General features: G+C 63.6%; 13 protein-coding genes and 3 pseudogenes. 2 read left to right on the top strand and 14 right to left on the bottom strand.

The genetic code is table 11. From position 1 onward, the window contains the following. Window positions 1–58: 58 nt before the first annotated feature. Window positions 59–847 (bottom strand): DUF4158 domain-containing protein, encoded by a 789-nt coding sequence (locus tag BUE15_RS12325; protein ID WP_073285324.1) that lies wholly within the window; start codon window positions 845–847, stop codon window positions 59–61. 138 nt (window positions 848–985) lie between these two features. Here BUE15_RS12325 and BUE15_RS12330 point away from each other — a divergent pair, with 138 nt between their 5' ends. Further along, on the top strand, window positions 986–1,624 hold the full coding sequence (locus BUE15_RS12330; protein ID WP_073285326.1) for a recombinase family protein: 639 nt from the start codon (window positions 986–988) through the stop codon (window positions 1,622–1,624). A 184-nt stretch (window positions 1,625–1,808) separates the two neighbouring features. Here the strand turns inward: BUE15_RS12330 and BUE15_RS12335 are convergent, their stop codons facing one another. The 13 genes and pseudogenes from BUE15_RS12335 to BUE15_RS12395 form a co-directional block, all read right to left on the bottom strand. After that, on the bottom strand, window positions 1,809–2,690 hold the full coding sequence (locus BUE15_RS12335; protein WP_073285330.1) for a helix-turn-helix domain-containing protein: 882 nt from the start codon (window positions 2,688–2,690) through the stop codon (window positions 1,809–1,811). Window positions 2,691–2,786: 96 nt separating this feature from the next. After that, window positions 2,787–3,107, bottom strand: a complete 321-nt coding sequence (locus BUE15_RS12340; protein ID WP_262987462.1) for a putative quinol monooxygenase — start codon at window positions 3,105–3,107, stop codon at window positions 2,787–2,789. Window positions 3,108–3,624: 517 nt separating this feature from the next. Beyond that, window positions 3,625–3,876, bottom strand: a pseudogene (locus BUE15_RS12345) (xanthine dehydrogenase family protein molybdopterin-binding subunit); the annotation flags it as partial. Between the two features lie 15 nt (window positions 3,877–3,891). Next, window positions 3,892–4,125: an integrase core domain-containing protein gene (locus BUE15_RS22365; protein WP_073285336.1), complete on the bottom strand. Its 234-nt coding sequence runs from the start codon at window positions 4,123–4,125 to the stop codon at window positions 3,892–3,894. 142 nt (window positions 4,126–4,267) lie between these two features. Beyond that, window positions 4,268–4,549 (bottom strand): annotated as a pseudogene (locus tag BUE15_RS22635) (IS3 family transposase); the annotation flags it as partial. Beyond that, complete coding sequence (locus tag BUE15_RS12360) at window positions 4,546–4,848, bottom strand: transposase (RefSeq protein ID WP_073285339.1); 303 nt, start codon at window positions 4,846–4,848, stop codon at window positions 4,546–4,548. The gene BUE15_RS12360 and the pseudogene BUE15_RS22635, both read right to left, overlap by 4 nt. Before the next feature lie 86 nt (window positions 4,849–4,934). Continuing rightward, entirely contained in the window at window positions 4,935–5,243 is a 309-nt protein-coding gene (locus tag BUE15_RS22190) for a hypothetical protein (RefSeq protein ID WP_211617646.1), read from the bottom strand. 282 nt (window positions 5,244–5,525) lie between these two features. Next, window positions 5,526–6,209, bottom strand: coding sequence for a porin family protein (locus BUE15_RS12370; RefSeq protein WP_073285341.1), 684 nt, complete (start codon window positions 6,207–6,209; stop codon window positions 5,526–5,528). 60 nt (window positions 6,210–6,269) lie between these two features. Next, window positions 6,270–6,983: an alpha/beta hydrolase gene (locus BUE15_RS12375; RefSeq protein WP_073285344.1), complete on the bottom strand. Its 714-nt coding sequence runs from the start codon at window positions 6,981–6,983 to the stop codon at window positions 6,270–6,272. A gap of 129 nt (window positions 6,984–7,112) precedes the next feature. After that, the gene (locus BUE15_RS12380; RefSeq protein WP_073285346.1) at window positions 7,113–8,501 is read right to left on the bottom strand and encodes a TolC family protein; all 1,389 of its coding nucleotides are present in this window, start codon (window positions 8,499–8,501) and stop codon (window positions 7,113–7,115) included. Between the two features lie 4 nt (window positions 8,502–8,505). Next, window positions 8,506–11,703: an efflux RND transporter permease subunit gene (locus tag BUE15_RS12385; protein WP_073285349.1), complete on the bottom strand. Its 3,198-nt coding sequence runs from the start codon at window positions 11,701–11,703 to the stop codon at window positions 8,506–8,508. Beyond that, entirely contained in the window at window positions 11,700–12,725 is a 1,026-nt protein-coding gene (locus BUE15_RS12390; protein ID WP_170865250.1) for an efflux RND transporter periplasmic adaptor subunit, read from the bottom strand. Before BUE15_RS12390 ends, BUE15_RS12385 begins: the two co-directional genes overlap by 4 nt. A gap of 421 nt (window positions 12,726–13,146) precedes the next feature. After that, window positions 13,147–13,731: a TetR/AcrR family transcriptional regulator gene (locus BUE15_RS12395; RefSeq protein ID WP_073285355.1), complete on the bottom strand. Its 585-nt coding sequence runs from the start codon at window positions 13,729–13,731 to the stop codon at window positions 13,147–13,149. A gap of 177 nt (window positions 13,732–13,908) precedes the next feature. Between BUE15_RS12395 and BUE15_RS12405 the strand changes: the two are divergent. Next, window positions 13,909–14,636: pseudogene (locus tag BUE15_RS12405) on the top strand (transposase); the annotation flags it as partial. Window positions 14,637–14,787: the final 151 nt, after the last annotated feature.

Here is a 14,787-nt window from a genome sequence, read left to right on the forward strand (position 1 = left end):
GGGCGTAGTTCCCGGCTTTTGTGCGTTTTGGCGGGCCGTAGTGTGCGGGTCTCTACAACTAGTCCGACAGGCGCAGCCGCTGCCAGAGCGGCTGCAGCTGCGCGAAAAGCTGGCGCAGGGCGGCAAAGTGCGTGACCCGTTCGCGGATTTCGCCGGCGCGCAGCCCCTGGCGGATGCGTTTGAGGAAGGTAAGCGGGTAGCGCCGGTCGGCCGCCGTCTCACGCGGGTCCTCCGCGTCGGCGTCGTCGGCGGCCAGCAGCCGGTCCAGCAAGCGCTGCTCACCGGGCCGCAGGTGCTGCTGCACGCGGCGCAGCAGCCGTTTCTCGAAGGCCAGCAGCGCCCGCGTGATCAGGTTGGCCAGAGCGAAGTAGGTGGGCAGCTCCAGCCGGTGCTCGTGCAGGAACAGCACCAGGTAGTCGAAGACCGCCGCCGGCTTCAGGTGCTGGCTGCTCAGGCGCAGCGCTTCCTGGTAGAGCCCTTCCGTGGCCGCCGCGTCGAAGCGTCCGATGCCCAGTTGGTCGCAGACGAGCTGCTGGTGGGCGTAGTAGCGGGCGTCGGCGTAGCGGGCGGGCACGAACTCGGCCGGGGCCACCTCCAGCTGCCGCGCCACGAAGGCCACGTCGGCCGCGTGGTAGCGGGTGGCCACGTAGAAGCGCTGGCTGATCTGGAAGTAGCCCAGCTGCAGCACGAACCCGACCCGGTTGACCGGGGCCAGCATCCGGGCCAGGTGCGGCTCGGCCCATGCGGGGACGGCAAACACCCGGGCCTGCTCGCCCGCCGGTACCACGGGCGGCTGCTCGTACAGCTCGCGCTCCTTGCCCAGGTGAATCCGCAGGTGCGTGGCCATAAGCTGCCCAGAAGTCGATGGAGTTAACGACCGTTATTTCTACCCACCAATGATAGCGTTAACGTCCATGTAAAGGTATCGAAAACCGGTACCTGTACGAAGCGCATTTACCTTATCGCTAACCTGCCCGTTTTGCCCATGCTAGTTGGCTACGTCCGCGTCTCCACGAGCGCCCAATCGGCCGAGAGCCAGAAGACCCTCATCGCCCGCTACCTGGCCGAGCACCGCTGGACCCTCGACGAGTGGATTGAAGTAGAAATGTCTTCCCGCCGCACCGCCGGGCAGCGCCGCCTGCCCGAGCTGCTGGCCAAGGTTGCTGCCGGCGACACGGTCATCGTCTCCGAGCTCTCCCGGCTGGGCCGCTCGCTGCGCGAAGTGCTGGGCCTGATTGAAGAGTTGATTCACCAGAAGCGGTGCCGGCTGATTCTGGTCAAGCAGGGCCTGGACCTGGACCCGCAGAATCACCGCGACATGACCCACAAAATCCTGCTCACCATCTTCGCCATGCTGGCCGAGCTGGAGCGGGACTTCGTTTCCGAGCGCACGAAGGAAGGCTTGCGGGCGCGGCGCGAGCAGGGCATCGCGCTGGGCAAGCCCAAGGGTGTGGTGCAGCCGTCGATGTACGACGCCGACCGCGAGCGGATTCTGCACCTGCACGCACTGGGCGTGCCGCTGGCCACCATCGTGGCCGTGCACCTGAAGTACGGCAAGTACCTCTCCCTGAAAAACTACCTGGCCAAGCTGCAGCGCCAGCCAAGCCGGAACGCGTCAGCCTAACCGGACGACTCGGAGGTTTTACCCTATTTGTTTAACACCACCTAAATTACCTATATAATTATAATTTTTTTATATACTATGCGCCGTATGGGGTCTCTTTGGGAGCCAGCAGCCTATAGAAGAAAGCCCGCGGCCTGGTTGAGAAAAACGACTTCTCCAGCCAAACGCTAGCAGCTCAACAGCGCTAGCGTTCTTCTGCTTTTGCGAACCCAACTGATTCACGAAAAAACTGCGGCGATACGGCCGTATTTTTCTTGAAGAAGCGGCTGAAATAGTATTCATCCCCGAAGCCCAGCGCGAAGGCGATGGCCTTGACGGATTGACTGGTTAGGTACAGTTCGCGCTTGGCCTCCATAATGATTCGCTCCGTGATGAGTTGGCTGAGCGTCTTCTGATAATGGGACTTGACCAGGCGCGTTAGGCTTCGGGCGGGAACTCGTAACAGGTCGGCATACGCCCCGGCCGTGTGCAGGTGGCGGTAGTGCGTATTAATGGCATCTTGAAGTTGCTGCAGGAGCCAGGGCTCCCGGCCAGACGGGTTCTGCTCGGTGCCTAACGCGGGCTGTGCAGTACGAATACGGATAGCTTTCAGCAAAAAGAGCTTCAGATATAATACGATGGACTCTTGTTGTGCTACCTCTTGACGCCGTACTTCCTCTTGCATCACAGCTGCCAGGGCGGCAAATTCACGCACCGCCTCTGGTGTAACCGGGAAGAAGGGCGGCTCAAAAATGGTGTTGAACAAGATGCCATTGCTAGCTACCTCCTGCTGATGCCGGTAGATGCAGAAAAAGTCGGCATGAAAATCCAGGACCAGGCCCGATACAGCGGTGCTGGCTTGGATAGTGTAAGGTTGGTAAGGGCCAAAACAACACAGCGTACTGCCAGCAAACAGGTAGGTGGCAAAGTTGGCGCGTAGCTCGCCGCTGCCCTGCGTAAGCAGAATGAGGGAGTAATAATTATTGCGTTGCAGGTAATTAAACGGGGTGTCGTCGCTAAAGGAGTAGCTTCGAAACGCTAATTCACCCGTGTGCGGATGAGTTAGCAGGAGACAGTCAATCGCCATCGCGTGAGAAGAATAGCAGCCAGCCAACCGGACGAACTGCCCGCCAGCCCCTAAAGCGACCTATGCCCAGGCATAGGTCGCTTTAGGGGCTGGTAATTATTTGGCAGCCAGGATAGCTACTTGTTCAATGACAGGCGGCACGGCCAGCAAGTCGGCCGCATGGGCCATCAACGCAGCGGCAATAGGGCCGTTAAGATGTGCCTGCCGGCCTGCTTCATCCGGAAAGGTATCAAAGATACCGAAGGTGGCCGGCGCCAGCTGAATAGCATACCAGGTTATGGTAGCCGGCTCTTGCTGAGCCAGGGGCAGAGCGCCCGTCAAAAAATCGAGTACTTCCTGCTCTTTACCGGGCTTCGCTTCGAGCCGGACCAGCAATCCTACATTCTTCATGGAAGTGGGGGTTGGGTGAATTGACATAACAAAGGTACTGCCTCTCTGAAAGGATTAACATGGACGGACGCAACTAGTGGCTGGACAAAAAGACCATGGCCGCTTCAAACCAGTATGTGAGCTCGTGTATCATGGTTTAACTGGCCCCGAATGGTGCAGTGGCTGTTGCAAAACCCGGCACGATGCAAAACGTGAAGGGCTTGAGGCTTCGAGCCAGGCCAGAAAAGAACATGAGCAGGCCGTTCATCTAGGCTCAGTAACTATTCTACGTAGTTGCTGAGCTGCCTTGAGAATTCTGTAACAGCCACTGCACCTCGCTGAGGCCCCCTCTGTTGGTGCTGCACTACGAGTCGCAACGCAGCCTGGCCGCCGGCGGAAGGCTCCAAGTAATCTCAGCTTCCTGCCGTTAGGAAGAACTCATGCACCGCGCCGGCCGCCAGTAGTAGCAGGCGTTGGAGTTCGGTCATGACGAAGGCAGGAGGCAGAAATATATCTTCATCCCCTCTCCTGCTCAGCGGACGCCAGCTGAGGAGGAGAGGGGAGGTTACAGTAATTTATCCAAGCTCACCGGCAGGTCGCGCACGCGCTTGCCGGTGGCGTGAAACACGGCGTTGGCGACGGCGGCGGCCACGCCGAGGAAGCCAATCTCCCCGATGCCTTTGACACCCAGCGGATTCACGATGTCGTCCTCTTCCTCGACCAGCACCACATCGATGGTGTCAATGTCGGCCATGACGGGAATGTGGTACTCGGCGAGGTTGTGGTTCATATAGCGGCCGAAGCCGTGGTCCATGATGGTGAGGTGGTCTAGTTAAGCCGGACAGAGTTGGGACGTTGTTTGAAGACGGGTTTCGAAGTGGTTAGGAGAGCAATAGCCGAGGGCGGAGTGCCGCCGCTCGGCGTTGTAGTAGGCGATGTGGTGGCTGATTTCGAGTTTGGCTTCGGCCAGGCCGGGGAAGCAGCCGCCGTCGAGTAGTTCGGCTTTGAAGCGGCTCCAAAACGATTCGGCGTGGGCGTTGTCGTAGCAGTTGCCGCGCCGGCTCATGCTTTGCAAGGCCCCGTGTTGTAATATCGCCCACCCAGACCCGGTTCGGGGCGGTGGGGGCCGGCTGGCCCAGCAAGCGGTTGGGCGCGGCCCGTACGGCCGGGTCGGAATCGGTGGTGCGGGGCACGAACGAGCGGGGCTGCTGCGCCCGCAAGCCGTGCTGGCGAAGCACGCGGCGAATGCGCCAACGCCCCACCGCATGGCCCTGGGCCTGCACTTCAGCCCGCAGCCGGCGCGTGCCGTAGCGCTGGCTGTGGTCGGCAAAGGCTTCGCGCACGGCTACTTGCCAAACCGGTTCGACCACCGGCACCTGTTGGCGGCGCTGCCACGCGTAATAGGCGGCCGGGGCCACGCGCAGCACCCGGCAGAGCCGGCGCACCGGCACCTGGCCGGCCTGTTGGACGATGTACTGGTAGACGCTCACGGGGTCGGCTGGCCGAAGATGACCAAGGCTTTTTTTAAAATGTCCAGTTCCTGCGCCAGCCGCTTGTTGGCGGCGCGCAGGGCCCGTACTTCCGGGTCGCGGGCCACTTCCACGCTGCCGACCTCGGCCACGAGCTGCGCCTGCTGCCAGCGGTAGAGCAGTTTGGGACTGATGCCCAACTGCCGCGCCGCCGCCTGCGTGCTGCGGCTTTCGCTGGCCAGACGCAGCGCCTCGGCCTTAAACGCCTCGTCGTATTTACGCCGTTTGTCGGGCGACGCCCCGCTGGATTTTGTTGCCATAACAGAAGAAAGATACGTCCTTCTTCTGTCCACCTTGCTTAGACCACCTCACTCCCAACAGCCACGCCCGCGCAGCAGCCTCCTGCTCAAAGCTCATGCCTGGGCGTCGTCCAGGGTTTTGTACAGCCTTTCACAATCTTATCGTTGCGCAGGATGTCGTTGACCGTCAGGGGGGGGTACGCCACAAACCAGGCGTTGGCCGTGAGCTGGTGGTCGATGATAAACTGCTTCACCGAGGGGTCTTTGATGCCCGGCCAGCCTTCCACGCTCTCGAAAATCAGGTCCATCAGCTCGGGAATCTTGGTGGCAAAGTCCTCGATGTACACGTCCCAGTCGCCGTCGAAGGTGGTGGCGAAGAGCAGGCGGGTGTCGTTGTCGAGAATGACGAAGCGCATGTCGTGCAGGGTGCCCACCAGGATAGCCCCGCCGAAGTCGCCCTTAATCAGCTCGATAATCTTGCGCAGGGTCGGCCGCGCCGGGCTTGAGCGGCGCGACGGCCGTCAGCTCCGACACTTTGCCCGAGCGCAGCCCGACCTTGCCGGCCGACTCAACGGTGTGCGCGGGGCCATCAACGGGATATTAGCGCTTGGCCAGCAGGAGCTCCACTTTGAGCTTGAGGTCTTCGACGGTTTCCTGAAGTGACATGGAATGAGGTGGTTGGAGGTGAAGAGGAAAACTTACTTAGCCAGGTACACGCCGAGGGTAAACTCCCAGCCCCGGTTGCGGCGGTAGTTGTCGTCGTCGTGGCCGGCCGCCTGTACGTTGGTCAGCCCCAGGCCGTAGTGGGCACCCACGAATACACGGTCGACTTCAACCAGGCCCTGAAAATTCAGGCCTGCGTCCACGGTCTGGTAGTCGTCGTTGTCGCCGGAGCCGATGTTCAGGTCGCCGGTGCGGGTAAACGACGAGCTGAGCACCTTCGCCGAGCCTGTGCGCTCGGCATTTACCAGTACGCCCACGTAGGGGCCGGCCCCCAGCACCAGGGCCGCCGGCCCGGCGTGTACGCGGTAGGTCAGCGAAACCGGCAGGGTAAGATACGACAGCTTATCCGTATAGCCAATCGACTGGCCAAGCGCCGAGTAGCTGTATTCCAGTCCCTTGCGCGAGAACAACAGCTCCGGCCGCAGCGACAAGTCGCCGGCCAGCGGCACTTCGGCTACTATCCCGGTGTGCACACCGGTCAGGTTATCGTTGGAAACGCTGCTGCGGCGGCCGTTGCTGCCGACGGACTGCTGCTGGGTGCTCAGGTTCAGGCCACCCCGCACGCCGAAGCGTAATGGCGCGTTAGACTGAGCGTGGGCAGTAGTGGCGAGGCCGCACAGGGCGAGGCTCCAGAACAAGGGGGAAAGCGCAATGTTCATGAGATGAAGGAAAAAAGTGAAAAAGGTTCTCTGTTTGAGTGAACGTTCATTCAAATATGCCTACGAATAACCAGGCTCGCGGGTAAGCTCGGCCGTTAGCTGCCGCCGAAAATCGTGGCTTTCCGCGGCGTCGGGGAGCAGCCACGTGGCGGGCGATGATGCCTGCATCAGCAGGCGAACGGGCTGCTGCCGGGCAAACAGCCGCCGCGCCAGCGCCAGCGCATCGGCCCGGTGCAGGTCGTGGACGGTGGTAAAGATGCTGATGCGAGGCAGGCCGTCCAGGTCGCCATGCAGCGGGTTATCGTGCTTATCCGCAAGTGGCTGGCGGCTGCACAGGCTGCCGTCAGGGGCCACGTAATAGGCGCCTTCCAGGTCCGGGGCAACCGTTGGCGCCGGCAGATACAGGTCCAGCCACGGTGCCAGCAACAGCAGGTGGCCGGGCAACGCCCTGGCCTCAGCCCGCTGCCGCTGGGTGAGTGCCAGGGCCAGCCCCGCGCCGGTACCGTAGCCCATGAGCAGCACGTTGCCGGCCCCTACCTGCGCCGCCACCGCCTGGTAAAGGTTTTCGACGGCGGCTACCCGTGAAGCCTGCGCGCTGGCGTAGCGGGGAGACACGACCGAATAGCCCGTTTGCCGTGCCACAAAGCAGAGGAACGCAACATCGGCCAGGGGTGCGCCGCTTTGGCCGCATTCACCGGGCAGGCAGAGCACTACCCTACTCCCCGGCCCAGAGGAGGCCGCCACGGTTAGCACGTCGGCAATGGTAGCAGCCATAGTAGTATAGAGGCAGAGAACAGCGCAGCAGATGGTAGGGTTGGGGGGAGTTTCTTTTCAGAGCTGATGGCTATGATGCTCGGTGCTCGCGTGGGAGCATTTCCCCGTGGAGAAGGGACTAGAAGGCTTTTAGAACTGCCCGCTGGCGTGTTGCAGCTGCGTGAGGGCCAGGCGGTAGTTGAGCTGGGCCGCGAGCAGGTCGGCCTGGGCTTTGGCTTGCGTGGCCTCGGTGCTGAGCACTTCCGTGGGCAGCACCTTGCCGGCGGCCAGCGCGTCGCGCTTTATTTTCAATTCGGCGGCCCGCAGGTCGGCGGCTTTTTGGGCGGCGGCGGTGAGGGCGGCGGCCTGCTGGAGCTGGCGGTAGGCTTTCTGCACCTCGGCGCTGACTTGCTCGCGGGTGTGCTGCTCGTTGGCTTCGGCCTGCTTCTGCTGCGACTCGCGCTGCCGCACCACGGCCCGCCGCTCGCCGAAGTCGTAGAGGGTCCAGTTCAGGATGCCGCCCACCAGCACGCTGTTCTGGGGCAGCAGCAACGAGCCCTGCACGCGCAGGTAGTTGGCCGTCAGCGCCACGTCGGGCAGGTACTGCTGGCGGGCGGCTTTCACGCCCAGGGCAGCCTTGGCGCGGGTTTGGGCGGCCTGGCGGGTGTCGAGGCTGGCCGTATCGGCGTGGGCCAGGTAGGCGGCCAGCGGCAGCGCTGGGGTTTCGGCCAGCTCGGGCGGGGCCAGGGCGAGCGGGGTATCGAGGGGCTGGCCGAGGAGCTGGTTGAGGTCGGCGGCGTAGTCGGCCTGCTGGTTTTGCACGGCCAGCAGCTTCTGCTCCTGGTCGGCCACGTTGGCTTCGGCGGCGGCTACCTGGGCGGGCAGGGCCTTGCCGGCCAGCCGGGCGCTTTCGGCATCGTAGCGCTGCCGCCGGGCGGCTTGCAGGCTTAGCTCGGCCTGCTGGCGCTGCCGCCCGGCGATGAGCAGGCCGTAGTAGAGCTTCTCCACGCCCTGGCGCACCTGCCACTCGGCCTGCCGCACCTGGGTGCGGGCCAGGGCCACGTCTTGCCGGGCCACCTGCTCGCCGGTGCGGATTTTCAGGAGCTGGGTCAGTGGCTGCACGGCCTGCACGGTGCCGGTCACCAGCGTGTGGCTGCCCTGGTACACCGGCACGTCGGCCCCCGGAATGGGGCCGGTGGCCGGGTACACGCCCATCGCGCCGCGCGGGATGGTGATATCAAGCGTGTGGCTGTTGTAGCCGCCCACGGCCAGGGCCGAGAGCTTGGGGAAGTTCCTGGCATGCAGCTCGGCCACCTTGTACTGGTTTTCGCTGACTTGCTCGCGGGCAATACTGAGCTGGCGGTTCTGCGTCAGGGCCAGCTGCACGGCATCGTCCAGGCTTAGCGGGCGGGCCGGGGCAGGGCGGCCGGCTGCCACCGGCGCGGAAGTAGTCGGCTGGGCCAGGGCGGACTGTAGCCCGCTGGCCGCCAGCAGGGCCAGCAGCCAGCAGCGGCTAGCGGCGTTGCGAGAGGTAGGCATGGGATTAAAGAGCTTGCGGCGTGGCCATCGGTGCGGGAGTGGGGGCGGCGGCGGCCTTGTCAGCAGCTCCTTCCACCGACACGAGCTTGTCCTGGGGCTTCACCACGCGGGCAAACAGCACCGGAATCACCAGCAGCGACATGAACATGGAGAATATCAGGCCCACGGCAATGACGCTGGCCAGCGGGCTCCACATGGGTGAGCCCGACAAAATCATGGGCAGTACCCCGATGGCCGCCGCCATGGTGGTGAGGAAGATGGGCCGCAGCCGACGCTTGCCGGCCTCGGCGGCAGCCGCCGGAATATCCAGCCCTTGCTTCACAATCAGCTCATTGGCAAAATCGACCAGGATAATGGCGTTGCGCACCACGATGCCCGACAAGCTAATCAGCCCCAGGAAAGCCGTAAAGCCAAATGGATTGTGCGTGACAACCAGCCCCAGCAAGGCCCCGAACAAGCTCAGCGGAATGCTGGCCATCACCAGCAGCGTTTCCTTCAGGTTGCGAAACTGAAACAGCAGAATCAGGAAGATGAGGACCATGCTCACGCCCAGCGCCACCAGCATCTGCGCAAAGGTGGTTTTTTGGTTTTCGATTTCGCCGCCGTACTCCACCCGATAGCCGGGCGGCAGCCGCAGGGCGGCAATCTTGGGCTGAATTTCCTTGAGCAGCTGCGAGGGCAGCACGTCGCCGGTGGTTTCGCTTTGCACCGTGAGCGTGCGCACGCCGTTGCGGTGCAGGATGCGGCCGGTTTGCCACTCGGGCACCAGGTCGGCCACCTGCCGCAGCGGCACCCGCGCCCCGGTGGCGGGCGAGGCCAGGTAAGTGTCGGCCAGGTCGCGGAAGCCCGTGCGCTGGGCCGAGTCCAGGCGCAGCACGATACCCAGCGGATTGTCGCCCTCGTACCAGGTTGAGATGGGCGCGCCCGCGAAGCCCGTACCGATGGTTTGGGCCACGCTGCTGGTGGTGAAGCCCAGGCGGCTGGCTTCCGGCTTGAGGCGGATGGTCAGGCCGTAATAGTCGTTCTGGAAGTCGGTGCGCACCAGGTAGCTGCCCCGGCTCTGGCTGATAATAGCCTGGACCCGCGCCCCGAGCTGCTTGAGCTGCACCAGGTCGTCGCCGATGAGGCGCACCTCCACCGGTGCTTTCGTGGGCGAGCCCTGCTGCATGAGCTTGACCTGCGGCCGACCATTAGGCACCAGGTCGGCCACGCGCCGGGTCAGCTCGGCGGCCAGCGCGTTGGTTTCCTCCTTGGTGTGGGTGTTCACCAGCAGCTGGCCGTAGTTGGGGGCGGGCGGCTCGGGGCTGAAATTGTAGTAGAAGCGCGGGGCGCTGGTGCCGATGAAGCTGGCTACTTCCGTCACGCGCTTATCGTGGCGCAGCGCCTGCTCCACGCGCCGGACGGCCTGGTCGGTGGTTTCGAGGCGGGTGCCCATCGGCAGCCAGATTTCTACTACGAACTGGTTGCGCTCGGCCGCCGGAAAAAACCGCTGCTTCACGCCCCGGTACAGCAGCACCCCGGCCACCACCGACACCACGCCGAATCCGATGGTCAGGCCCGGTGCCCGCAGGCACCACGTCAGCAGCCGGTCGTAGCCCGCTTGCATCAAATCCAGCAGCGAGAATTTCTTTTTTGCCGGCTTCTGTGGCACCGGCTTCATACTGCCTGGCTCATTACCTGCCGGCTCCGCCGCTCCGTGCCCGGGCGCCGCACTGTGCAACCCCTTCTTGATGAAGGTGTAGCACAGGATGGGCGTGAGCAGCATCGCCACCACGAACGACGAGGCCAGCGCCACGGCAATGGTAATGGGCAGCGAGCGGATAAACTCGCCCACCGACCCGGTGAGCAGCACCATGGGCAGAAACGAGGCGATGATGGTGAGCGTGGCCGTGAGCACCGGAATCACCAGGTTGGTGGCCGAGCGCCAGGCCGCCTGCCAGCGGTCCAGCCCCTCGTCGAGCAGCTCCACGTAGTTGTCGGCAATGACGATGGCATCGTCCACGACCATGCCCAGCACCACGATGAGCGCCGCCAAGGACACCTGGTGCAGCTCAATGCCCAGCAGGCTCATCACGGCGAAGGTGACGGCCACCGTGACCGGAATAGCCATGGCCGCCACCGAGGCAATGCTGAAGGGCAGCAGCAGCATACACACGAGCACCACCGAGCCGATGGCCAGAAAAAACTCGCGGATGAAGTGGCTGATGCTCTCGTCTACTACCTCGGGCTGGTCCACGATGGTGCGCACCCGCAAATCGGGCGGCAGCAGCGGCCGGGCGGCCGTCAGCTGCTGGTTGATGGCTTGCCCGAATTCCACGATGTTGTTGCCTTCCAGCATCTCCACGCTCAGCAGCAGCGCCCGCCGGCCATCCACGCGCACGAGCGAGGTCGGCTCGGCGTAGCGGCGGCGCACGGCGGCCACGTCGCCCACCCGAATCACCTGCCCCGTGGGCGCGGCGCCCACAATCTGGCTGGCAATCTGCTGCTCCGAGCTGAAGTAGCCCGAGGTGTGCAGCGGCACGTCGGCCGTGCCCACCTTCACGTCGCCGGTCGGGCTGATGGCGTTTTGCGACTGCAGCACCTGCACCACCTGCGGCAGCTTCAGCCCGTACTGAGCCAGCTTTTCGGAGTTGGCCGTGAGGTAAATCTGCTCGGGCTGCTCGCCGTAGCGCTTGATTTTCGACACGCCCTTCACCGTGCGCAGCTGGTCTTCGAGCTTACGCAGGTACTCCTTTAAGTCGCGGTAGTCGAGCCGGTCCGACTCCACGGCAATGAGCATGGCCACCGTGTCGCCGAAGTCGGTGTTGACCAGCGGGCCGCGCACGCCCTGGGGCAGGTCCACGGCCTTGGCCACGTTCAGCTCGTGGCGCAGCTTCGACCAGAATTCGTCGGGCCGGGCCACGTTCTCGTTCAGCTCCACGTTCACGATAACCTGCCCGTCGCGGGTGGTAGAGAAGGTCTTTTCCTTGCGCACCTCCGCGAAGCGAAACAGGTATTCTTCGAGCTTCTGCGTCACTTGCTCTTCCACCTGCCCGGCCGTCGCGCCGGGAAAGTAGGCCACCACCAGCCCCTGCCGGATGGTAATTTTGGGGTCTTCGCGCCGGGGCATGGTCAGCAGCGCGTGCACGCCCACCACGAAGGCCAGCAGCAGCACCGTCAGCGTCACCTGCGGGTAGCGCAGCGAGGATTTCACCAGGTTCATCGCACGGCTGGGGTAAGGGTGATAGAAGCACCGTCGCGCAGGCGCTGCTGCCCGCCCACGACGACCAGCTCGCCCGCCCGCAGGCCGCTGGCAATCCGCACGCCCGCCTCCGCGACGCCGCCCACCTGCACCCGCCGCCGGAACGCCTGCCGGCGCGCCGCATCGGCCACGAACACGTACGTCAGCTGGTCGGCGTCGCGCACCACGGCCTCGCCGGGCACGGCCAGCACCTGCTCCGGCCGGGCGGTGGCCAGGCGCACTTCGGCAATCATGCCCGGCCGCAGCCGGCCCTGCGGGTTGGGCAGGGTAATTTTTACGGCGTAGGTGCGCGAAGCCGGGTCGGCCACCGCCCCCACCGCCTCCACGCGGCCCGCGAAGGTAGAATCCAGGGCCGGCACCGCTACCCGCGCCGCCAGCCCCGGCCGCAGGGCCCCTACTTCTGCCTCGGGCACCGCCGCCCGCACCACGATGCGCCCGTCGCTGACGATGGTAAACAGCGGCGTGCCCGGCCCTACCAGCTCGCCGGGGTCGGTGCCGCGCCGGGCCAGCCGGCCGGATATGGGGGCCCGCAGCTGCCCGTCGCGCACGTTTTTGCTGGCCTGCTGCTGCTGGGCGCGGGCCTGGGCTACGGCCGTGCGGGCCGCCTCCAGGTCGCTGGGCGTGAGGCTGCCCCGGTCGTACATCAGCTGGAGCCGGCCGTATTCGTCCTGGGCGCGGGCCAGTGTGGCGGTGGCCGCGTCGAGGGCGAAGCGGTAGCTGCCGGGGTCGAGGCGGGCCAGCACCTGCCCCTGCCGCACCCGCCCACCCTCCTCCACCTCGACGCGGCTTACCCGCCCGCCAATCTGGAAGCCTACGTCCACCGTCTTATCGGCTTCCAGCGCCCCGCTCAGGGCCACGGTGTGGCGCTGCGTGAGCTGCTGCACCGGCTGGGTGATGACGGCAACGGCCGCTGGCTGGGCCGTACTCTCCCCGGTTGTCTCGGAGCCGGAGTGGCAGCCCATCAGGCCTCCTGCTAGCAACACACAGGTGGCTCCACGTGTAATGATTGAATAACCTGCTGGCATATATGGAAAGCAGTTTTCGTGGTGGTACGCACGATGCGCTGGTTGGTTCAGGTGGCAAAGATACAACTGAAAACCATACTGACTGAACGTTCAGTCAGTATGGTTTTCCATTCTCTTCCGTTCCCAAGTCGCTACGCATCGATGCTGAAAGTAGAACCACCGCTGTCAGCCGGGGCAATTGCTCATCAATTTTGCCTACCTGGGCCATAAGGCCATCAAGGCGAGGTATGCAGTGGTCACATCGACTTTCCACAGAGGCTCCGTGCAAGTGCCCGTTTCCTTGTTCCTGGTTAGGTCTCTGTGCAACTGTTTGCTGTAAGTCTCTGAAGCTGTTTAAGAAGTCGTCAGCACGACGTGCACTCTTGAAGTTGCAGACTTCCTAAACAGCTTCTCTACCAACAACCGGTGGACTGGCGACGTTTTCCCAGCAGGCCAACAGAAGCTGCTCCTGTAGCTCTTTATCCACTAGATTAACCGTACCAGCCTGCCACATCATCACTGCCTCGTGCACTGGCCCGACCACCAAGGCCAGCAGCAACTCATTGGGAAGGCTCTTCACGATACGAGCGGCACGCGCCTTCTCTACAAGCGTAAACAGCGGCTCTAGCAGCATAGCGTGCGCTTCTTTGTCCTTGAAGGCGAAGGGCGAGGTGCGGAACTGCTGCAAATAGCTGAAGCAGTCGGGACGGTACAGGAAAAACTCCAGAAACCGACGCATCATGCGCTGGATTTTCAGCGTCAGGTCCTGCTCACCTTCCTGCACCTCCAACACGGCGGCCAAGTACAGCCGCGTGACGTAGCGGTACAATTCGATAATAAGCTCTTCCTTGCTCGCGAAGTAGAGGTAAATAGTGCCCGCCGCCACGTGGGCGGCCCTGGCCACCTTCTTCATGTTCAGATGATAAAATCCTTCCTGCAAGACTAATTGCAGCGTGGCTTCCAAAATGATTTCGCGCTTATCCATACGTACGATGCAAGTGCAAAGGTAGGGTTTCGGACCTACAGAGCAGGGCTGTACGATGGCACGGCCTGAAAAGTAAGCCCGTCTTCCATTGCCTGCCTTCCAGCGTTCGAGGTAGTCTAGGTTGTACGGACAATTATCTTTGCGTTCGTGAGCAATCTGGACGAAATCAGTGACCGTGCGTGGGCAGCTTTGGCGCCGCATCTCTCCGGCAAAGCCGGTGACGTAGGGCGAACAGGGGCGGATAACCGGCTCTTTCTCAACGCCGTGTTCTGGGTGGCGCGCCACGGCTGCGCCTGGCGGGCGCTGCCGGCCCGCTTTGGCAAGCACGACACGTTGCGCAAACGCAGCCGGCGTTGGGCCCCAAAAGGCATTTGGCAACGCTTGTTCGAGGCCGTGCAGGAACCGGATTTGGACTGGGTGATGCTCGATTCGACCGTGGTGCGGGCCCACGCACAGGCGGCGGGCAGCCGAAAAAAAGCCGCGTCGGCGACGAAGCCCTCGGCCGCAGCCGCGGCGGGCTGAGCACGAAGGTGCACGTGCTGGCCGACGCCCGGGGCCGGCCGTTGCATGCCGTGCTGGGCGCGGGTCAGCAACACGATTGCACGCGGGCGCTGGAATTATTGCAAGCCGTGCGCGCAACCGGCAACGTGCTGGCCGACAACGCCTACGACACGAACCAGGTGCTGGCCGCCGTGGCGGCCCTCGGCGCCGAGCCCGTCATTCCCAGCCAGCCCCGCCGCCGGACGGCTCGCCCAGTGGACGTGGTTTGGTACCGGCAGCGCAACCGGATTGAGCGGCTAATGAGTCGGCTTAAGCAGTTTCGCCGCCTCGCCACGCGCTACGACAAAACCGCCAGCAGCTACCTCCGCTTTCTACACTTCGTCTGCGCCTTGCTCTGGCTACGCTAATTGTCCGTACAACCTAGCAAACCCAAGTTGCGGGCTATTGCGGTCATAAAAAAAGTCTGTTCGGCGTGAACAGGCTAGGTTTGGGTCTCTGACCTCCCAAGCCCCTGCCACTCATGCGCGAACAGACTGTTGCAATGTACTGCGTCCT

Source organism: Hymenobacter psychrotolerans DSM 18569, from assembly GCF_900142395.1.
Taxonomy (GTDB): Bacteria; Bacteroidota; Bacteroidia; order Cytophagales; family Hymenobacteraceae; genus Hymenobacter; species Hymenobacter psychrotolerans.